The 19,226-nt window shown below is 54.4% G+C and carries 20 protein-coding genes; 1 reads left to right on the top strand and 19 read right to left on the bottom strand.

From position 1 onward, the window contains the following. Nucleotides 1-130: 130 nt before the first annotated feature. Nucleotides 131-1,030 carry an AEC family transporter gene (locus ROA7450_RS11440; RefSeq protein WP_234999502.1) on the top strand — a complete coding sequence of 300 codons (900 nt, stop codon included), beginning with the start codon at nt 131-133 and terminating at the stop codon, nt 1,028-1,030. On the opposite strand, the gene ROA7450_RS11445 is transcribed toward ROA7450_RS11440, so the two are convergent. The 19 genes from ROA7450_RS11445 to alr all read right to left on the bottom strand — a co-directional run bounded on the left by ROA7450_RS11445 (nt 1,027) and on the right by alr (nt 19,108). After that, a complete protein-coding gene (locus ROA7450_RS11445) occupies nt 1,027-2,202 on the bottom strand; it encodes a M23 family metallopeptidase (RefSeq protein WP_085805848.1) in 1,176 nt (391 codons plus the stop codon). The genes ROA7450_RS11440 and ROA7450_RS11445 overlap by 4 nt on opposite strands. 69 nt (nt 2,203-2,271) lie before the next feature. Beyond that, complete coding sequence (locus ROA7450_RS11450; protein ID WP_085805849.1) at nt 2,272-2,928, bottom strand: protein-L-isoaspartate(D-aspartate) O-methyltransferase; 657 nt, start codon at nt 2,926-2,928, stop codon at nt 2,272-2,274. After that, on the bottom strand, nt 2,925-3,710 hold the full coding sequence (gene surE, locus ROA7450_RS11455; RefSeq protein WP_085805850.1) for a 5'/3'-nucleotidase SurE: 786 nt from the start codon (nt 3,708-3,710) through the stop codon (nt 2,925-2,927). Before surE ends, ROA7450_RS11450 begins: the two co-directional genes overlap by 4 nt. A 210-nt stretch (nt 3,711-3,920) precedes the next feature. Beyond that, complete coding sequence (locus tag ROA7450_RS11460; protein ID WP_085805851.1) at nt 3,921-4,247, bottom strand: hypothetical protein; 327 nt, start codon at nt 4,245-4,247, stop codon at nt 3,921-3,923. A gap of 260 nt (nt 4,248-4,507) precedes the next feature. Then, nucleotides 4,508-5,035, bottom strand: a complete 528-nt coding sequence (locus tag ROA7450_RS11465; protein WP_085805852.1) for a hypothetical protein — start codon at nt 5,033-5,035, stop codon at nt 4,508-4,510. Between the two features lie 70 nt (nt 5,036-5,105). After that, on the bottom strand, nt 5,106-5,756 hold the full coding sequence (locus ROA7450_RS11470; RefSeq protein WP_085805853.1) for an SDR family NAD(P)-dependent oxidoreductase: 651 nt from the start codon (nt 5,754-5,756) through the stop codon (nt 5,106-5,108). Nucleotides 5,757-5,857: 101 nt separating this feature from the next. Continuing rightward, nucleotides 5,858-7,264 carry a glutamate decarboxylase gene (gad, locus tag ROA7450_RS11475; RefSeq protein ID WP_085805854.1) on the bottom strand — a complete coding sequence of 469 codons (1,407 nt, stop codon included), beginning with the start codon at nt 7,262-7,264 and terminating at the stop codon, nt 5,858-5,860. A 68-nt stretch (nt 7,265-7,332) separates the two neighbouring features. Beyond that, nucleotides 7,333-8,781 carry an amino acid permease gene (locus ROA7450_RS11480; protein WP_085805855.1) on the bottom strand — a complete coding sequence of 483 codons (1,449 nt, stop codon included), beginning with the start codon at nt 8,779-8,781 and terminating at the stop codon, nt 7,333-7,335. Between the two features lie 274 nt (nt 8,782-9,055). Continuing rightward, on the bottom strand, nt 9,056-9,487 hold the full coding sequence (locus ROA7450_RS11485; protein WP_085805856.1) for a DUF1284 domain-containing protein: 432 nt from the start codon (nt 9,485-9,487) through the stop codon (nt 9,056-9,058). A gap of 31 nt (nt 9,488-9,518) precedes the next feature. Next, nucleotides 9,519-10,973 (bottom strand): amidophosphoribosyltransferase, encoded by a 1,455-nt coding sequence (gene purF / locus ROA7450_RS11490; RefSeq protein ID WP_085805857.1) that lies wholly within the window; start codon nt 10,971-10,973, stop codon nt 9,519-9,521. A 148-nt stretch (nt 10,974-11,121) separates the two neighbouring features. Beyond that, nucleotides 11,122-12,189 (bottom strand): Hint domain-containing protein, encoded by a 1,068-nt coding sequence (locus ROA7450_RS11495; protein WP_159454039.1) that lies wholly within the window; start codon nt 12,187-12,189, stop codon nt 11,122-11,124. Nucleotides 12,190-12,561: 372 nt separating this feature from the next. Further along, nucleotides 12,562-13,122, bottom strand: a complete 561-nt coding sequence (locus ROA7450_RS11500; protein WP_085805859.1) for a CvpA family protein — start codon at nt 13,120-13,122, stop codon at nt 12,562-12,564. Between the two features lie 4 nt (nt 13,123-13,126). Further along, entirely contained in the window at nt 13,127-14,515 is a 1,389-nt protein-coding gene (gene radA, locus ROA7450_RS11505; protein ID WP_085805860.1) for a DNA repair protein RadA, read from the bottom strand. A 39-nt stretch (nt 14,516-14,554) separates the two neighbouring features. Beyond that, a complete protein-coding gene (locus ROA7450_RS11510) occupies nt 14,555-15,325 on the bottom strand; it encodes a DNA repair protein (RefSeq protein ID WP_085805861.1) in 771 nt (256 codons plus the stop codon). 126 nt (nt 15,326-15,451) lie between these two features. Next, complete coding sequence (locus ROA7450_RS11515; RefSeq protein WP_085805862.1) at nt 15,452-15,886, bottom strand: paraquat-inducible protein A; 435 nt, start codon at nt 15,884-15,886, stop codon at nt 15,452-15,454. A gap of 105 nt (nt 15,887-15,991) precedes the next feature. After that, complete coding sequence (locus tag ROA7450_RS11520) at nt 15,992-16,549, bottom strand: HEPN domain-containing protein (protein ID WP_085805863.1); 558 nt, start codon at nt 16,547-16,549, stop codon at nt 15,992-15,994. Next, the gene (locus tag ROA7450_RS11525; protein ID WP_085805864.1) at nt 16,546-17,292 is read right to left on the bottom strand and encodes an ABC transporter ATP-binding protein; all 747 of its coding nucleotides are present in this window, start codon (nt 17,290-17,292) and stop codon (nt 16,546-16,548) included. Before ROA7450_RS11525 ends, ROA7450_RS11520 begins: the two co-directional genes overlap by 4 nt. Beyond that, nucleotides 17,289-18,074, bottom strand: coding sequence for an MlaE family ABC transporter permease (locus tag ROA7450_RS11530; protein ID WP_085805865.1), 786 nt, complete (start codon nt 18,072-18,074; stop codon nt 17,289-17,291). The genes ROA7450_RS11525 and ROA7450_RS11530 overlap by 4 nt, the downstream gene beginning before the upstream one ends. Beyond that, nucleotides 18,071-19,108: an alanine racemase gene (gene alr / locus ROA7450_RS11535; protein ID WP_085805866.1), complete on the bottom strand. Its 1,038-nt coding sequence runs from the start codon at nt 19,106-19,108 to the stop codon at nt 18,071-18,073. Before alr ends, ROA7450_RS11530 begins: the two co-directional genes overlap by 4 nt. Nucleotides 19,109-19,226 lie beyond the last annotated feature (118 nt).

A 19,226-nucleotide genomic window follows, 5' to 3' on the forward strand; every position in this document is an offset into this window, starting at 1 on the left:
GATGCAAAACGGGCTTTTGAATAAAGTAAGGGCAAGCGGACATGATGTATACTTTGCTTGTCGCCATCGAAGCCTTGACTTAGTGTTTCTTTACTATCGTTTGCCATTGGAGTGGGTTAGTTAGTACGAGATGATCACGCATATGGAACATATTTTTCTAAATGTTTTCAATATTATACTGCCCATTCTTATATGCATCGGAGCGGGCTACTGGCTTGCGATCGTCAAAGCTTCTTTCGATAATAATGTCATAAATGGGCTGATCAATCGGATCGGTTTTCCGACGCTGGTTATTTCTCATTTGTCATCGACCAGCTTGGACACGGGGACATTTTTCAACGTGCTTGCTGCGGCGTTAATGATGGTTGCCGGATTTGGCGTATTAGGTTTTCTCGCGTTAAAGGTGCTCAGGTATCCAGTTGGCGCTTTTCTAGGCCCTTTGATGCACGGCAATATGGGAAGCATCGGATTGCCGATTGTACTTCTTGCATTTGGCGATGTCGGGATGGCTTATGCGATGGGCTTTGTCATCGTAATTTTGCTGAGCATGTTTACGATCGGGATTTGGCTGCCATCGGGTACAGTTTCTTTGAAAATGCTGTTCACATCTCCGGTCATCTACGCGGCAATTTTCGCGATTGGCCTGGTTGTCATGGGGATAGAGTTACCGAAGCCAATTAACGCCACTTTCAACATTCTTGGCGGGCTTGCAATTCCACTTTTGCTGCTGACCATGGGGCATACTTTGGCCACCTTCAAAGTCACCGATGCAACCCGCGCATTGATATTGACCGCAGTGCACCTTGCCATTGCAGTCTTTGTTGCCTTGCTTGTTGTGCACGTCTTTGGTTTTACCGGAGTAGAACGCGGTGTCGTGATCGTTGCGTGTTTGATGCCGTCTTCTGTTGCGGGGTATTTGTTTGCAGATGAGTACAGCCCGGAAGAAGCGCCAGAGGTTGCGGGTTACATACTGGTTTCGACAATTGCGACGTTTATCGTACTGCCACTTGCACTGACGTTCTGGATCTAATTCAGATAGGGGATTGGATCAGTACTTTTGGTGCCTTTACGGACCTCGAAGTGTAGCGCGGCAGGGCCGTTTTTACTGACCTGGGCCAGCTTTTGACCGCGTTTGACAGTCGCCCCTTTCTTGACTGCGACGCCATCGACATTGGAATAGACCGTCAACAGGTTTCCAGGGTGCTTCAGCACGACAATCGACGTGCCACGGGTGTCTTGTGTAATTGCGGCGACAACGCCATCAGCGGCGCTTTTGACCGGCGTACCGGCATTGGCGGCGATGTCGATGCCTTCGTTCTTGCCTGCTTCATAGTCGCGCACGATGTTGCCCTGCACCGGATATCCCATGCGGGCGTTTGACTTGGACTGCTCTGCGCCCAGATCCGGGGCGATGGTCTTGGTCTCAACCGGTTTTGCAACAGGAATGGTCTTTTCATCCGGTAGCGGTTTTGAGGCGCTTGGTGGGGTTGGCGTCGGACTGCCAGAGCCCGGGGTTGTGACTGCGGCCGCACCGGCATCAAAAGGTTCGCTCTTTTTGTCAGGCAGGGCGACGGGGATCAGCAGAAATTGCCCTTCGCGAACTGTAAAGTTGCTGTCGAGGCTGTTCCACTCGGCCAAGCTGCGGACCGATACATTGTAGAGCCGTGCGATGCTGAAGGCGGTTTCGCCGCGTTCGACTTTGTGGCGAATCGGCTCAACGCCGCTTTGTTTTACGGGTGCGGGTTTTAGGGTGGACGTTTGCACATCTTGGGCATCCGCTTTGTCGATGGCGGATCCGGCGAGCGTGCTGATGTCGACACCGTCCGTCGGGCGGATCGGGCCACCAGCAGGTTCAGAAACCCGACCGGGCAGGGCAAGGATTTCGCCTTCGCGCAAGGCGTCATTGGGCTGCATGCCGTTGAAGTTGGCCAGTTGCGCTGGATTGGCCCCGATGCGGGTGGCAACACTGTTGACTGTGTCGCCACGCCGGGCGACGGCCACCTGGTAACCGGGATAAGAAATGATCCCGCGAGAATCCGGTTGTGGCCGATCAGCTGTCGCATTGATTGCGGCGTTTGAGGTGGCGGCCCCGTTGCCGACCTGATTGCGCAAGTCCCAGTCCAGGGGCTCTTCACAGGCGGTGAGTGCAAGCAAGGCTGAGCCAGCCAAGCTCAGGCGGAGGGATGCTCTGCGGTGGGTCATCTCGATCTATTCCTCGTCACGCGCCCTTTGTTGTCCGGGGCTTTAATGCTCTTTGTTTTTGGTCAATTATTATTCTGTATCGCGTCCCAGCCCCTCGACCAAGGGGACAAAACGGACCGGGCGCAACTCGTCATAGTCATAGCCGAATTCGGAACGTGTGACCCTTATCAAGCTCTGGACAGTGTTGGACTGACCAACCGGCAAGACCATAATACCCCCAATTTTCAGCTGCGCCAAGAGCGGGCCTGGAGGGTCTTCGGCAGCGGCGGTGACCAAAATACGGTCGAAAGGGGCCTGATCAGGCAGGCCAAAGCTGCCATCGGCGATTAAAGTGGTGATATTGGTCAGATCCTGTTGGCGGAAAATCGCCGCTGCCTCGGTTGCCAGGCGTTTAAAACGGTCCACGGTGTAGACCCGGCGCGCGAGTTGGCTGAGGATCGCGGCCTGATAGCCGGAACCTGTACCAACCTCGAGCACAGTGTCGCGCGGGTTGATTTTGAGCGCCTGTGTCATCAAGCCCACCACTGACGGCTGGCTGATGGTCTGGCCGCAAGCAATTGGGAGCGGTGTATCCTCGTAAGCGCGATCAGCAAAGTGGCCACGGATGAATGGACCACGGTCGATGTTTTCCATCGCTGTCAGGACACGCTTGTCGGTGACGCCCTTTGAGCGCAACGCAAAGAGAAATTGCATTTTGCGTTCGGCGATATCCTCAGTGTTGCTCATAGCTCAATCGCCTTGAGGGGGGAGAGGATATCATGGGCGGTCAGGTCGGCGCGCATAGGCGTTACCGAAACATAGCCCTTAAGGTTGACGTCGGCATCTGAGCCTTGGGACGTAGGTTGTTGCTGCGGTGCGCCGGTGATCCAGAGAAAGCGCCGCCCGGAGGGTGAATGCTGCGCTTGGACGCCAAACCCCATGTCCCGGCGGAATCCCTGATGGGCGACCCGGATGCCCTGCACGTCCTTGGCCGGGACAGGGGGGAAGTTGACGTTGTAGAAGATGCCATAATCGTCATCTGTCCAGACGCCATGATCCAGCAATTGGCGCAAGGTCTTCAAACCATAGGCGCGGGCGGTTTCAAACTGATCGGTCAGATCCTTGGTGGCGGGGCCATAATATTGGCTGAGCGCAATGGCATCGATGCCTTGCAAGGCTGCCTCCATCGCGGCGCCAATAGTACCGGAATAGACCGCGTTTTCAGCCGAGTTGTTACCGCGGTTGACGCCCGACAGCACCAGATCGGGGCGGGTATCGACCATGATGTCATGGACGGCAGCGAGCACACAGTCAGCCGGGCTGCCTTGCACCGCATACCGACGCTCGGCCATTTGCGAGACCATCATCGGCTGGGTGTAGGAAATGCAGTGGCCGACGCCCGATTGCTCGAACGCCGGGGCCACGACCCAAACCTCGCCATTCTTACCGGCGATGGCCTTGGCAATCTCTTCCATCACCACCAGTCCAGGGGCGTTAATTCCGTCGTCGTTGGTGATCAGGATGCGCACGATTTGTCCTTGCAATACTCGGGTTTGTACTAGCTGCGCGAAGCAAAACGAGCAAGTCTCAAGGGACGAGCTGCAAAGTTCTTGGGCAGGTGTGAGAAAAAGGCCATTCTCAGGTGGAGAAGGGGGCATTGAAGGCCTGAAAGGAGCCCTGATCGGACTTACAGCGATGTAATTTCAGACGTCGGCGTAACCTCGCAAAACAAGCGCAGGTTAGCTCGACGTTTCATGGATGGCTTCGACAGAAACAACACGGCGCACAAACGGCGCCATTCCAGCCGGTCCAGAGGCTCGGTCTTTTAGATGAATACAAATATCTGGCCGATGGGTCGCAATGACGCCCACCAAATCGCCTCGAACAATATCATCCAAGCCCGCCCCTATGACGACACACCTGATATTCGGTTCTGCTTTAAGTTGCCTGACTACTTCTTTACGATTGTGCGCGCCAAGCCATTGGATTGGCAGGTCTTCGAGTTGTTTAGCAACATTTTCGATTACATCTGGCAATCGTCCTACTAAGAGCACAACGGGTTTCATGGCGTTCTCCAGTAATCGTCTTCAGAATTGGGCGAAGTTCCTTTTTTTTGTACTTCATAACAAAATCTTAACACAGATTTTCGCGGGGCTCACGTTTATTCCCGGTTGAAAGCTACATTTGATGCACGTTCTGTGAATGTTTGCAGGGGTCCACGGATCAAACCTTGGAGCAGCCACACCGAATTTTTGCTCTGTCCCGCAAAGCTGCTATTCACAAAAGTTGCTACTTTCTTATAGGGAGTAAAGTGCCCGTCAGTCGCTCATTCTTGGTTCACGGCCCTTAGCGTCTGAAGTTGAGCCAATGCTTTAACTGCAGCCATGTAGGCGTTTTGTTCGGATGGATTGATGTCAAGTGTGAACAGGCAGTTTGTTGCCTCGGACAGGACCGGGCGTATTTCGCTACCGGTGATCTGATGATCTTCGTAGGTCAGGTAGAGCGATTTCAGGACTTCACCCACAGCAGGGCCGCCGAGCATACAGATGGCTTGGGGTTCCGTTGTTTCGATGCCACCGCTTAGGGTGTCATAGCTATATCCGCGACGCTGATTGTTGATCTGGGCGAGCAATTCTTGCGGCACGTTCACTTCCGCGCCGTTGATTTCAAGCCGGTAGGCGTCATCTGCGGAGCGTTTATTGGGGTCAATGCCGCTGGCGTAGAGCGAAACAACCTCGGTCACCTCGTCATCTACGTGGGTTTCAAGTTCGAGCACAAGATGCATGTCCTTGGCCACAGCGGGTGAGGCGAGGCCCAGCAAGAGGGCGGTGGTGAGGGCTTTTGAAACTGACATGTCGTGCATCCTGTGACTGTTACCCACAGTAGATGGGGTAACAGGATCGTGATGCAAGAGCGACCTTAGGTCAAAGCTGCGCCAACAGGCGATTTGCTTCGGCTTCTGCAGACGTCAGTCCATCACGGTTTTCACCGGGGAAGAACCGGGCGCGAACGGCGGTCGGCATTGGTTGTGGGGTCAGGATATGCACCTTGGGGCCGGTGTTGGCGGTTTCCGCCTGCCAGCTTTGGGCCAATGCCATCTGCGCAGCTTTGCTGGCACCATAGGCGCCAAAGAACTTGTCGCCTGCGCAGGGGTCGTCAAAGAACAGCGCTTGACCCTGTTCGCCCAAGAGTGGCGCGACAAAGGTGATCAGACGGCCCATGGCGGTGACGTTGCAGGCGAGGGTTTTGTCCCAGTCTTTCATGTCCATATGCGGGGCCGGGGCCATGGGCGGGGCGTGCACAGCCGCGTGCGCCCAGAGATCAACGCTGCCCCAGCGGTCATAGATCGAACGACAAAGCTGCGCCATGGCGTCCGGTTGGGTGATGTCCATCGGGGCCAATGTCGCGGTGCCGCCTGCGGCCTGAATTCGATCATCCAACTCCTCAAGCGCGCCGGTCGTACGGGCAACGGCTACGACGTGATGAGTTTTGGCAAGCTCTTCAGCCAGTGCGGCGCCCAAGCCACGAGACGCGCCAGTGACTAGGGCAATTGGGGAAGGATTCTGATCTGTCATAACGCCGGAAATTTCATTCCTAACGACATAAATCAAGGGGCATCCCCCGTCTTTTGCCTATCTGCAACAAAAAACGCGTGATCTTCTTACGTTTGACGCCCTTATCGACCGCTATGGTCGTGCACAGTTGCATCTTCACGACCCAAAGATTTAGAGGGACTGTGTTTTGTCAGATGTTCTATGGCCCGAACCATATCTTCCACCAATAGATCCGCCAGATCACGGCCGAATCCGTGCCGAACGATAATCCGCTGTATGGCCATATCCTCGCGATTGGGTGGCATCGCATAAGCCGGCACCAACCAGCCACGCGAGCGCAGCCGGTCGGCCAAGTCGAAAAGTGTATAAGGCACATCTGCGCCTTCTTTGATGGACCAGCACAAAGCAGGCATTCCACCGGTGCCGTCATAGAGCATTTCAAATGGACCAATCTTTTCGATTTGGTGGGCAAGGGCCTGTGCGGTGCTGTAGCAGGCGGATTGAATCTTGCGGTACCCTTCACGCCCCAAACGCAGGAAATTATAATACTGGCAGATGATTTCTCCCCCGGGACGAGAAAAGTTCAGCGCGAATGTGGGGATATTGCCGCCTAGGTAATTTACCTCAAAGATCAGGTCCTTAGGCAGGTGCTCCTGATCACGCCAGACGACCCATCCCACCCCGAGCGGAGCCAACCCGAACTTGTGGCCCGAGGCATTGATCGACACAACGCGTTCCAGTCGAAAATCCCATTTAAGAATTGGGTCACAGAATGGGGCCAGAAATGCGCCACTTGCACCGTCGACGTGAATGGGAATGTCGAGCCCAGTTTCTGCTTGTAAATTGTCCAATGCAGCGGAAACCTCTGCCACGGGTTCGTATTGTCCGGTGAAGGTGACCCCGAGTGTGGGGACAACACCGATGGTGTTTTCGTCGCAGCGCTTGATGACTTCTTCGGGTGTCATTATGAGGCGATCACCCTCCATTGGGATTTCGCGAATTTCGATATCCCAGTAGCGGCAGAATTTGTGCCAGCAGATCTGAACCGGGCCGCAGATCAGGTTTGGCTTGTCGGTGGGTTTTCCCTCGGCGCGGCGTTTGTCGCGCCAGCGCCATTTCATGGCCAGACCGCCCAACATGGCGGCTTCGCTTGACCCGGTGGTGGAACAGCCAATTGTTTGCGCGGATTGAGGGGCGTTCCAAAGATCGGCGATCATATGCACACAGCGCTCTTCTATTGCTGCGGTTTGCGGGTATTCGTCTTTGTCGATCATGTTTTTATCGACAGTTTCAGCCATGAGATCGCGAACCTCTGGCTCTAACCAGGTGGTGCAGAAGGTGGCTAGGTTCTGACGCGAATTGCCATCAAGCATCAATTCATCATGGATGGCGTCGTAAACATGTCTTGGGTTACGTTCATGGTTGGGAAATGAGAATTTCGGTAAATCCCGTGCCAGATCCTCTGAGGCGTAGTCGTCATCAAGAACGTCGCTTCGCAAATCAGTTTTATCTGCGTTGTAAAGGGTCATGACGAACTTCCTTTCTTAAAGAATTCCTGAGCAAGTGTTCGAGTGGCGCTTCTTGCCACTGATAGAGTTCAGCCTTGCGATTGGCGCCAGCTTGGCTTTTTGAAGGCATTGATCAAAAGTGGCAATCCGACGAATACGATCAATCCGCCAGCGACGAGCGCGACATAGGTTGTTGGGCTGCCAACCTTTAATTGTGCGGGAGGGAAGAACCCGACCACAAACGCGAAGAAGACAGCGATGAAACCAACGCCGGCGACAGCGATCATGCCCGCCATTCCGCCAGGTATCTTGTAGGTTCTTGGCAGGTCAGGTCGGGTTTTGCGCAGTTTGATCGCGGCCCCGTACATGAGCATGTACATCACCAGGTAAAGTGCGATTGTCATTGCCGATAGAACAAAAAAGGCCACGCTGACGTCTGTGAAGATCAAGTAGATCATTGCCAGGGCAGTGACGATGGCGCCTTGAACCATCAAAATTGTAACCTGAACACCATGATGATTTGTTTTGGCCAAGAACGGTGGAATTTCACCTTCTTGCGCGGTTTGCAGCAGGCCACGGCTGGGCCCGCCGATCCATGCCATGACGCCGCCAATCGCACCGAAAGCAACGAAGAGGCCGATGATTGGTGTGAAAAATTGCAACCCGAATTTGGTGAGCAGACTTTCGAAAGCTTGCATCAAGCCTGCGTTCAAACTGATCTGGTCAGCAGGGACTACCGCCGCCACAGCCAAAGACCCCATCGTGAACAACGCGAATATGATGATCGCAGCCACGAACATGGATTTGGGATAGTCGCGTGAGGGATTGGCAAGATCATTGGCATGAACCGCTTGGGCTTCGATCCCTGCAAACAGCAGCAAGATGCCCCCAAGAAAAGCGATGCTGCTTAATCCGGTTATATGTGGGAACAGACGCGCATGGGACAGTTCTTCTGAAATACTTGTTCCACTTGGGTCCGCTTCTTTCAGAAATTCGATGGGATTACCTTGTGCCACCCAAACGATACCGAGGCCGATGATGAGCAATCCGGGTAGGACTGTGCCCAGCAACATAAACCACTTGGTCATCTTGGCGGCGAAACCTGCGCCCTGAAGGGTCATGAAGGTCGCGGCCCAATAGATCACCAGAATAATTACGGTATTGAACCATCCGAGGCCGGCCATTTCAGGTTTTAGGAAAAGATATGCGAGCGCTCCGGCCGCAAACGCTAGAACGGTCGGATACCAAACCACATTCTGTATCCATTGCAACCAGATCGCGACGAAACCCCAGCGCGGGCCAAAAGCAGCAGAGACCCAAGAATACACGCCCCCTTGAGTATCCGAGAACGCACCACCCAATTCCGCAGAAACAAGCGAAGCCGGGATTAAAAAGAAAATTGCACAAAAGCCGATGTAGAACAGCATGCTTAAGCCTTCGGTTGCCATGAGTGGCAACCCTCGGAGACTTACTACGGCGGCCACGGTCATAAGCGCCAACGTCATCACGCTTAGTTTTTTGGAGGCAGTTTGAGGCATCGTCTAATCTTTCCTCTTTGCGCTTGGTCGAACATCAACAAGTACCCTGCTGGCAAAGAGACAGGTTGACCGGATTATTAAATAGCTCAGTTCTTTAATGTCTTGTATCGAAGTCCAACATATTTATATTTCAATTACAATGATTTATTGATTGCCGATCATCGTGTCCCAGCTGTGGTATGATGCTTGGCAAGCACACCCATTTTGAAGATTTGTGCGGGACGCGAGTGCTATCGAAAAAAAATGTGCCCGCCCGTTTCTTCGAAATGCAGCTTTACTGCCCTGTTTTTTCGTCGTGCAATGCCTTCAGTGCACGCTCACAGAGGCCAAGCTCTAGCCATTGACAGCCTTTGCAGAGTTGCGTCAGGGACCCAGGCGGAACGCGTTTAACGATGCGGCGCTTGGCTTCGCCCCATGTCAGAGACGACCCCACAAATACGCCAAGCGCGCGGGCGTGACGGGCGTCGAGCGTGGCGATCTTTTCCTGATCTTCACAAAGTTTATCGCGCCGTTTAGGGCAGGGGGCGCAGATGGAATCGGTGTGGCCGATGACTTCGATCTGCGTGTCATCGCCACCCGGGGCGCGCAATTGGCCGACAACAATGTCGGCCATATTGGCAGTGAAGCCGTCGGAATAGCCTTTGCCCTGAAACCCAAGCGAACACAGAAAGTGGTGCGGGCGAAACTGGAGTGGATCGTCAGCCATCTACACGCCCCAATGTGATTGGGGCGCTGCTTTATTCTGCGGCTTTAAGTTCAAAACCTTTGTTGATCATGTCGGTTGGGGCGACAGGATACTCTCCGGAGAAGCAGGCGTCACAATATTGCGGGCATGAGGGGCTGCGGCCTTGAGCCTCGCCTACAGCGCGATAGAGCCCATCCAGTGAGATGAACTTGAGGCTGTCGACGTTCAGATGTTCGCGCATTTCCTCTTCGGACATGGTCGCCGCCAGAAGTTTTTCACGGTTGGGCGTATCCACGCCGTAGAAGCACGGCCAGGCGGTTGGTGGGCTGGCGATGCGGAAGTGGACCTCTTTCGCACCCGCATCAAGGATCATGTCCTTGATCTTGCGGCTGGTGGTGCCGCGCACGACGCTGTCATCAACCAGAATGACGCGTTTGCCTTCGATCAGGGCGCGATTCACGTTCAGCTTAAGGCGCACACCCATGTTGCGGATTTGCTCGGTCGGCTCGATAAAGGTCCGGCCCATGTATTGATTGCGGATGATCCCCATTGCGTATGGGATGCCGGATTCGTGGCTAAACCCGATCGCCGCCGGTGTGCCACTATCAGGCACCGGGCAGACAAGATCCGCCTCAACCGGGGTTTCGCGGGCCAGTTCCACGCCGATCTGGTGACGGGTTTCATAGACACTGCGACCGCCGATGATGCTGTCGGGGCGAGAGAAATAGACGTGCTCAAAGATGCAAAACCGGGATTTGGCTGGGCGGAAGGGGTAGTGGCTTTCGACACCCTTCTTCTCGGTGATCACCACCATTTCGCCGGGTTCAACTTCGCGCACGAACTGTGCTCCGATGATGTCGAGCGCGCAGGTTTCCGAGCTGAGCACATAGCCATCAGCAATTTTACCCAAAACCAGTGGGCGGACCCCCAGTGGATCACGCACACCGATCAATTTCGTGCGGGTCATGGCCACGACAGAAAACGCACCTTCGACGCGGCGCAGGGCGTCTTCCATACGTTCTGGAATGGTGCGCTGTAGTGAGCGCGCCATCAAATGAATGATGCATTCGCTGTCCGAGCTGGATTGGAAGATTGAACCACGCTCAATCAGTTCGCGACGCAGCGCATCGGCGTTAGTGATGTTTCCGTTGTGAGCAATGGCCGCGCCACCCATGGCAAATTCGCCAAAGAACGGCTGCACGTCTCGGATCGCCGCGCCTTTTGAACCGGCTGTCGAATAGCGCACGTGCCCAATGGCCAGCGGGCCGGGCAGGGTTTCCATCAGGGATTGTTTAGTGAAGTTGTCACGTACATACCCAAACCGGCGCGCCGAGTTGAAACCATGTTCAGGATGGTGGCAGACAATGCCGCCCGCCTCTTGACCACGGTGTTGCAGGGCATGCAGGCCTAGGGCTACAAAGTTAGCGGCATCTGTGACGCCGATAACGCCGAATACGCCACATTCCTCCCGCAGTTTATCATCGTCAAAGGGATGGGCGGGGGGCATTTCTAAGGACACGGGGAGCAGCTCCGATTCCGATTGCGTATTTGCGCCTCTCATAAGGGGTAATATAGCATATGTCACGCGAGGATCATCAAAACATAACCATTATGTAACATTTCCGAGAGGAGGGGCAGGCTGTCCGAGAGGAGGGTCACGCTGCTGTGGTTGTTAAACTGATGTTTTGATTGGCAGCACAGGCCATGAGTAGGGCCGCTTCATGGGCTTTGAGCGTGAGTGTTGCAGTGGCTCCCTGCGTTTGCATACCCGTGGCTAAATCCGGGAAAAGCGACAGCAATTCAGCGCGTTGGACTTGCTCAATCGCACTAACCGAAGTTTCACTGAGAAAGAAACTTTCGCTCAGCACATCGTTGCCAGAGATTATTTCATGACGGCCGAACATGAGATGAAAATACTCGACCATCCCGCCTTCGCGCAGGCTGACACCGGGCAGGCGACATAGGTGTTTGGCGGCAACAAGGCAGTTGTCGATGCCAAAGAGCAATTCCGACATGGCCGACTTTAGATGCATCCGATGTTCTTGAGATACGATCAATTCCCGGTCATTGCCAATGCTTCCAGGTGCGAATACGACGGGGGCAAACGCGCCGAGAGCGTCAACGCGTGTGCGTCCAATCCAACGAACCGTCTGATGTCCATTGTCCTTTGTCCAAACCTGTTCTCCAACGGATAGCGTTTCAATTGCCTTTGCCCCGTTCTTGGTTCGGATCAGAGTGCCGCTGCCGAAACAGGTAACAAAGCTGTCGTAGGAACTTGACCCGGTATTGCTGCCGCTGGTTTTTATGTAAGATACGCCGTCCACGAGAGGGATATCTGTGGAAAAACCCCAAACATCGCCAAACTGACCATTTTGCGAAAATACAGTGACCGTTATGGTTGGGCCGGTTGGTGCACCGTTTATATCAAGTGCCTGTACAAAAATGCGGGACTCCGCCTCGACCGGAGTACCGTTTGCAACGATTCCGCCACCGTCAATAATGCTATGATTGGCCGTGTCGTCATCTCCGAATATGTCGGCGTTTGCACCAGAATTGGTATCATCGACTATTATCTCCGTTCCGCTACCGGCAGAATAAAGAAAAACGGTGCCGTCGGGCGTGTCAGAGTTGTTAATAATTCCGTTACCTACAAGGCCCGAACTGGAGCTTGATGTGACGACAAAGTTATTGCTGTTAAATGCAACAAACGATTGAGCAACCATGTTCTTCCCTCGATCGAAAATAGTTTTGCCGGTCCCCAGAGCAGGTTGATCGACCTGAAAGCACATTAATATGCCATGATACAAGTAGTTATTGCTCAAAATTGGACACTTCAAATCACGAAATCGTAGGCGTTACGTGACTGAGATAAATTTGGTTAGTGGATACTGCACCTGTATCAGATGCAAATCATGGCAGAAGGTTAATTTGACAGACCCAGAATTGACTGCACACGAGGAAATGAACGGCCGTGTGTCGGAGTGGGGGGCGTTACGCGGAATCTCGGACGCGCAAACTCCAGCAAACCGTCCAGACGGGTGTTGATATCATTCAGTATGATGGTTGGTACATGTAAGTGGCCGAGAGATATGGCCCTATTCTGGGGCGTCACACACGGCAACCAGTTCTTCGTATTGCTGCGTGATCCAGCCTAGCGCTTGCTCTGGGTCGCCTTCTTCGACCTTGGAGGTCAGGTTAGAGAACACACGTGCTGACCGGCTGTCGTCGATGATTTCGATGCTTTGCGATGTCACAACGGTTTCGTAAACGAAATAAGCGATGGCGACCAATAGAACGCCGCGTGCAACCCCAAAGAGGAAGCCCAGCCCCTGGTCCAAACCACCCAGAACTGAGCGCTGTACCACAGACGAAAACAGCGGTGTGATGAAGGAGCAAATGATCAAAGCAATCACAAACACACCGGTAAACGCTGTGATCATGCCCAATTCGCAGTTGTCACCGATGATATCGCGGAGGACGGGGATTTCTTTGACCAGCGGGTAAGCTTGTGGCGCAAAGATGAACGCCAGAATACCGGCAACAACCCAGCCTGCGATGGCGAGGGCTTCGCGGACCAGACCGCGGGAATAGGCCAAAAGGGCGGACATGACGATGAAAAGCGCAACAACGCCGTCAATGATGGTGAAACCTTCCATGGTATTATCCTGTCCCTTTGGGCGGTTGATCCGCACCGACTAAGTCATTCACAAACATCTGAAGTTCACCCATCTGTGTCAACTTCAAACCGGCCGTACCTCCGGGTTTGCCGCCCGACGGAATGGTTGCGCAGGTGAAACCAAGTTTTTGCGCCTCTTTCAACCTGTTTTCGGTCTGCGAGACCGGTCTGAGGCCCCCTGAAAGGCTGATTTCACCGAAAATCACTGTTTCCGCAGGTAAAGCGGCATCTTCCCGCGCACTCAAAAGCGCGGCAGCGACGGCCAAATCGGCGGCAGGCTCGGTGATGCGGATGCCGCCAGCAACGTTGAGATAGACATCGAGGCCGGTAAAAGGGATGCCGCAGCGGGCCTCGAGTACGGCGAGAATCATCGCAAGACGTGCGCCATCCCAGCCAACCACGGCGCGACGGGGTTGCGCGTGCGGGGTGGGAGCGACAAGCGCCTGCATCTCGACCAGCACAGGACGGGTGCCTTCGATACCAGCAAAGACCACGGAACCCGGGGTCGGGGTACCACGTCCCGCAAGAAAGAGTTCAGATGGATTGGTGACCTCAGATAGACCGCGACCGGTCATTTCAAAGACACCAATCTCATCCGCGGGGCCAAATCGGTTTTTAACGCTGCGCAGGATGCGGAACTGATGGCCGCGCTCGCCCTCAAAATAAAGCACCGTGTCGACCATGTGTTCAACGACGCGGGGGCCTGCGATCTGGCCCTCTTTGGTGACGTGACCGACCAAAATGACAGATGTACCAGTGCGTTTGGCGAATGTTGTTAGCTCATGGGCGCAAGCCCGGACCTGGCTGACAGAACCGGGCGCGCTGTCGACCGTGTCGGCCCACATGGTTTGAATGGAGTCGATCACTACCAATTGCGGCTTTTCCGCCTCGAGCGTGGTCAGGATATCGCGCAGGGCGGTGGCGCAAGCGAGTTTGACCGGAGCGTCGCCCAGACCAAGACGTTGGGCGCGCAGGCGGATCTGTGCGCTGGCCTCTTCGCCGGAAATGTAGACGGTTTGCAAGCCCGTTTGGGCGAATTTCGCTGCGGCTTGCAGCAAAAGTGTTGATTTCCCGATGCCGGGGTCACCGCCGACCAACACTGCACTGCCGGGAACCAGACCGCCTCCGAGGACACGGTCCAGTTCGCCTATGCGGGAATGGCTGCGCGGAGGCGGAGCTTCGTCATGGTTCAAATCGCTGAGAGTGATCGGCGTGCCGCGTTTGTTTCCAAGCGATTTAGAGGACGGGCCTGTTGAAAGTGGCGCATCCTGAGCAATCGTGTTCCACTCACCACAAGCATCACAACGACCAGACCAGCGTGAATGGGTTGCGCCACAGGCGGTGCAGGAAAAGACAGTGGTTGATTTTGCCATGTCCTGCTCTTGCCCGATGTGGGCGAGGGCGTCAAATACCTATTCGGCGGCGTGACGGGGAATTTTGATCACTGTGCCATCACTACGCGGTTTGACGGCGCGTTTGAGTTTGGGCAGAACCTCGTTCAACTCCTCTTGCAAACGAGCGAGTTGACTTGCGGCAACACTTTCTTCCATCTCGACCTCGTGAAGCCAATGTTTAAGATCACTGCTGATCTGCTTGGCATGTTCGAGACGAGTGTTGAATGTGTCCATTTCCTGCTGGCGCTGTGTTAGGAAAGTTTGCGCGCGCGCGACATTTTCATCTGAATAAGTGTCTGCAAGTTCCTGACTTACATGGGACATTTGCGCTGCAGCTTCGAGCGCGCCGGGTTCTAGCTGCTGCAGATCTGGATGGTTGCGCAAGAAATTCATGCGTTCACGTACAGCGTCAAATTCGGAAGACAGGCTGAAAAGATTGGCGCGATCATTGGCGTGGGCCACCGCATAGGCCTGTGCCACATCCTGCATGCCGATGGTGAAGGAGCGGTGCGAATTTTCGAGTTGCATGACACGGGTATTTGTTGGCACGAAGAAGCATAACAAAAGCGCAAATAGGGTTGCGGCGATTTGCATAAACATTCCCGCATTTTCAATTGTTAACGTGCCGTAGTTCATTTCAAATTTGAGCCAGGGAAGAAACCCCACGGCAGCCAAAACTGTGGCACCAAGTAAGATGGCAGTGATCAGGATTAAGGCCAGCAAAGCCACGCGTTGAAAAATCTGTTGAACGTAAAAAAGTGTTGGTTGAATTGACTGGTTATTATTCATGGCGCCCTCCGTACACAGAAACGACCATGCTCAATATAGCAATTTTTCGCTTATTTTGGCGTGAAAACTGCGTGAAAACGCGTGAGGATAGGCTTAGGCGGTTAATATTTAATGAAAATTAGTTGCCTAGTGTTTTTTCTTTTCGGTCAAAAACCCGATGAGAATCGAGGCCAGAATGCAGGCCGTGAACAGATAGAGACCCCACGCGACCTCGATCCGACCGACACCGATGCCCTTGCTGATAGTGATGTAAAGCGCGATTAGAAAAACGTCTGCCATGGCCAGTTTGCCAAGAATTTGCAGTGCTGGCAGAGCCCGGCGACGCATCAGGCGGAAGTGGATCAGGGCAAGGCCGATGGTTTTCATATAGGGTGCAAAAAGCGCGAAGGCGGTGACCACAAGGGCGAGGAAAACGTCAGATTTCCACAAAGATTGCAGCCCCGAGATGACGCTGATTTCTGACAGGCCGAACAGCGGTAGGACACCTGCGCGCATCAGCGGGGCAAACCACGCGATGGGGAAAAGGATCAGCAGGGCAAGGTTGGCATAGCGCAGGATCATGAGCGCGATCTAATCACATGGGGCGAGGGGTGCAAGGTGGTGGCGCTGCCCCTACCGCGCCAAGGCGCGACTCCCCCGAGATATTTTTGGTCAGATGAAAGAGGATCAGGTTTGATTGGGCACCCAGTTCGATTTTTCAATATCTAATCTATTTTGGAATTCTTCCGCGATTATGATCAACGCGGGAACGTCAGGCATACTATGGACTCCGAGAATAGGATATCTGGAGACGAATGGCCTACTATAAACTAAGTCCAATAATTCGATATGCGTTTTGAGTTGTCGGTATAATTTTTTTAGTTCTTCATTGTCTAGGTTAGGGTTGTTTATGGCGACCTCCTCCGGAAGGACCATGCCTCGCAGTTTAAGATTAATTGCAGCTTCGAGTTTGGTATCTGCAAGGTCTTGAAAAAGCTTCGAAATACAATGGGTCTTGGGCGGCTTGTCGCCCCGTGATGAAATCAGCCCCTTTAAAGAAGCTTCAATTGCTACCCCGAGTAATTGCGAAAGAGGGCGCAATATCATCGGCTTGTTCCAAAAAAACGGATTTTTACCCGAAAACTCAGAATTCCAAATAATCTGTGCCGCCAATAAATATTGCTTTGAGATATCACAGAATAGAATAGGACTAATAGATTCAAAATCCTTGTCCGGATTCTTCAACGCACCGCCTCAATCGGGCCTTCGGCGCGGCCTTGGATGAATTGCTCTAGGTAGGGATCGCCGGATTGGTCCATGTCGCCCACGGGGCCGGTCCATTGGATCACGCCGTCATGCAGCATGGCGACGTTGTCGGCGATGGCGCGGACGCTAGACATGTCGTGGGTGATGGTCATGGCGGTGGCGCCCATTTCGACCACGATCTCGCGGATCAGGTCGTTGATCACGCCGGACATGATCGGGTCAAGGCCGGTGGTGGGTTCGTCAAAGAAGATGATCTCGGGCTCGGCCGCAATCGCGCGGGCCAGACCCACGCGTTTTTGCATGCCGCCGGACAACTCGCCGGGGAACTTGTCGGCGACATCGGCCTTGAGACCAACGCGGCGTAGTTTTTCGACCGCGATTTCACGGGCTTCGTCCTTGGGGCGTTTCAGTGAACCACGCAGCAGGCGGAAGGCGACGTTTTGCCAGACGGGCAGGGAGTCGAACAACGCGCCGCCCTGAAACAGCATGCCAAAGCGGGCAAGGAAGGCATCGCGGTCGGCCTTTGTGACGTCTTCGTCGTCCAGTGTGATCTTGCCGCTGTCGGGGTGAATGAGGCCCAATACGCATTTCAGCGTGACGGATTTGCCGGTGCCGGAACCGCCGATGATTACCATCGAGGTGCCTTTGGGAATCTCAAGGTTCACGCCTTGCAGGACGTGGTTGGGGCCAAAGGCCTTGTGGACGTTTTCCATTCTGATCATAGCGAGAAGAAAACCCCTGTAAGAACAAAGTTTGCGGCAAGGATCAGCACGGCAGCCGCCTGAACCGAGCTTTTGGTGGCGCGGCCCACGCCTTGGGCACCCCGGCCCGAGTTCATGCCGAAGTAGCAGCCCATGAGGGAGGCGATGACGCCAAAGGCTGCGCCCTTGACCAGCGAGGAGACAATATCGCGCATCTCAAGGAAATTGACAGTGTTGTGCAGATAGGTGGCTGGGTTGAAGCCAAGGTTCTGCACCGCAACGGTAAAGCCGCCCATGATGCCGATGATATCGCCCACAGCCACCAGAACAGGCACTGTGATCAGCGCGGCCAGCACACGCGGCGCGACGAGGTATTTCATCGGATGTGTGGACAGCGTGACGAGGGCATCGATTTGCTCGGTCACCTTCATAGTCGCGATTTCAGCCGCGATCGAAGAGGTCACACGCGCGGCAATCATCAGGCCGACAAGGACGGGGCCAAGCTCGCGCACCATGCCGATGGCCACGATTTGCGGCATCACCGCCTCGGCATTGAAGCGCCCACCACCAGCGTAGATTTGCAGCGCCAAAGCACCACCGGTGAAAAGGGCGGTGAGGCCCACAACAGGAAGAGACATCCAGCCGATCTGTAACAGTGCAATCAGCAGTTCGCGCGGATAGTAAGGAGGGCGCAGAATGTGCATGAAAGTCTGACCTGCAAAAGTGGTCAGACGTCCCAATGCGGCCAGCCCATTGAGCGTGAGGCGCCCCAAAGAGGCCAGAAAACCAAGGATATAACTCATATACCGATGTACCGCCGTGTATAGCGCGACCCCAGTGAGGTCAGGATTTCATAACCGATGGTCTCGGCGCAATCGGCCAGATCATCAACTGATTGTTCCGCACCAAGCAAACGCAGAGATTTCGGATCTTCATCTAGCTTTGTGACGTCCACGCCGATCATATCCATGGAAACACGCCCGGCGAGGGGGCAGCCGATTTCATTCGCGAAAAGCGTGGCGCCAGATGAAATCGCACGCAAAATGCCATCGGCGTAACCTGCCGCAATCGTGGCGATGCGTGTAGGACGTTCGGCGATAAAGCTATTCCCATAGCCGACGCTTTCACCCGGCTCCAGATCGCGGCATTGGATGACGGGGATATCCAGCGAGACGACCGATTGTGCCTCGTCAAATGGGTGGCCACCATAGAGGCCGATGCCGGGACGGGTCAGTTCAAAGTCAAATTCGCGTCCCAGCAGGATACCGCCGGTATTAGCAAGTGACTTTTGCGTATTCAGACCATCTGTCATCTCTTTGAAAACCGAGAGTTGGTGCTGGTTCATGGGGTGATCTGGCTCATCAGCACAAGCCAGATGGCTCATGATCAGCCGTGGATTCATCTGCAACATGATTTCACGAACGGCGGACCATTCTGAAGGCTCCATGCCCAATCGGTTCATGCCGGTATCAAGTTGGATGCCAAAGGAATGGCCGGGTAAAGATTCAACATGGCGGATCATCTGGTCCACCGAATTGAGCATTGGTACCAGTTCGAGATCGCCGATCATATCCGTGTCGCCGGGCATGTGCCCAGACAAGATATTAATTGCAGGACCGGGGCCTAGCGCTTGTCGCAGGGCAGCGCCTTCCTCAGCATTGGCGACAAAAAATGTGCGAGCGCCAGCTGTCGCAAGAGCACGGGCGACGCGTGCCATCCCAAGGCCGTAAGCGTCGGCTTTGACTACAGCAGAGGTCTCTGCGCGGGTCACGGTGTCCAGCGCGCGCCAGTTGGCGCAGACCGCGCCCAGATCAATTGTAAGTAGTCCACTGCTCATGGTGCTGTTCTTGACATGGCAGCGCGTAAGGTCAAGGGGGAATTGAGCTAGTGCTTGTCTCTATCACAGCCACAATACGGTCAAAATATCCACATTGCCGCCAAATTGTCGTCTGATT

The sequence above is a fragment of the Roseovarius albus genome, assembly GCF_900172335.1.
Lineage (GTDB): Bacteria > Pseudomonadota > Alphaproteobacteria > Rhodobacterales > Rhodobacteraceae > Roseovarius > Roseovarius albus.

Excerpts from the sequence above, each read along its gene's own strand:
- ROA7450_RS11485 (WP_085805856.1), bottom strand. The coding sequence starts at position 9,487 with ATGGCTGACGATCCACTCCAGTTTCGCCCGCACCACTTTCTGTGTTCG.
- gad (WP_085805854.1), bottom strand. The coding sequence starts at position 7,264 with ATGACCCTTTACAACGCAGATAAAACTGATTTGCGAAGCGACGTTCTT.
- alr (WP_085805866.1), bottom strand. The coding sequence starts at position 19,108 with ATGAGCAGTGGACTACTTACAATTGATCTGGGCGCGGTCTGCGCCAAC.
- ROA7450_RS11510 (WP_085805861.1), bottom strand. The coding sequence starts at position 15,325 with ATGAATAATAACCAGTCAATTCAACCAACACTTTTTTACGTTCAACAG.
- ROA7450_RS11440 (WP_234999502.1), top strand. The coding sequence starts at position 131 with ATGATCACGCATATGGAACATATTTTTCTAAATGTTTTCAATATTATA.
- ROA7450_RS11530 (WP_085805865.1), bottom strand. The coding sequence starts at position 18,074 with ATGAGTTATATCCTTGGTTTTCTGGCCTCTTTGGGGCGCCTCACGCTC.
- ROA7450_RS11500 (WP_085805859.1), bottom strand. The coding sequence starts at position 13,122 with ATGGAAGGTTTCACCATCATTGACGGCGTTGTTGCGCTTTTCATCGTC.
- ROA7450_RS11515 (WP_085805862.1), bottom strand. The coding sequence starts at position 15,886 with ATGATCCTGCGCTATGCCAACCTTGCCCTGCTGATCCTTTTCCCCATC.
- ROA7450_RS11470 (WP_085805853.1), bottom strand. The coding sequence starts at position 5,756 with ATGACAGATCAGAATCCTTCCCCAATTGCCCTAGTCACTGGCGCGTCT.
- ROA7450_RS11525 (WP_085805864.1), bottom strand. The coding sequence starts at position 17,292 with ATGATCAGAATGGAAAACGTCCACAAGGCCTTTGGCCCCAACCACGTC.
- radA (WP_085805860.1), bottom strand. The coding sequence starts at position 14,515 with ATGGCAAAATCAACCACTGTCTTTTCCTGCACCGCCTGTGGCGCAACC.
- ROA7450_RS11480 (WP_085805855.1), bottom strand. The coding sequence starts at position 8,781 with ATGCCTCAAACTGCCTCCAAAAAACTAAGCGTGATGACGTTGGCGCTT.
- ROA7450_RS11465 (WP_085805852.1), bottom strand. The coding sequence starts at position 5,035 with ATGTCAGTTTCAAAAGCCCTCACCACCGCCCTCTTGCTGGGCCTCGCC.
- purF (WP_085805857.1), bottom strand. The coding sequence starts at position 10,973 with ATGCCCCCCGCCCATCCCTTTGACGATGATAAACTGCGGGAGGAATGT.
- ROA7450_RS11445 (WP_085805848.1), bottom strand. The coding sequence starts at position 2,202 with ATGACCCACCGCAGAGCATCCCTCCGCCTGAGCTTGGCTGGCTCAGCC.
- ROA7450_RS11460 (WP_085805851.1), bottom strand. The coding sequence starts at position 4,247 with ATGAAACCCGTTGTGCTCTTAGTAGGACGATTGCCAGATGTAATCGAA.
- ROA7450_RS11450 (WP_085805849.1), bottom strand. The coding sequence starts at position 2,928 with ATGAGCAACACTGAGGATATCGCCGAACGCAAAATGCAATTTCTCTTT.
- ROA7450_RS11495 (WP_159454039.1), bottom strand. The coding sequence starts at position 12,189 with ATGGTTGCTCAATCGTTTGTTGCATTTAACAGCAATAACTTTGTCGTC.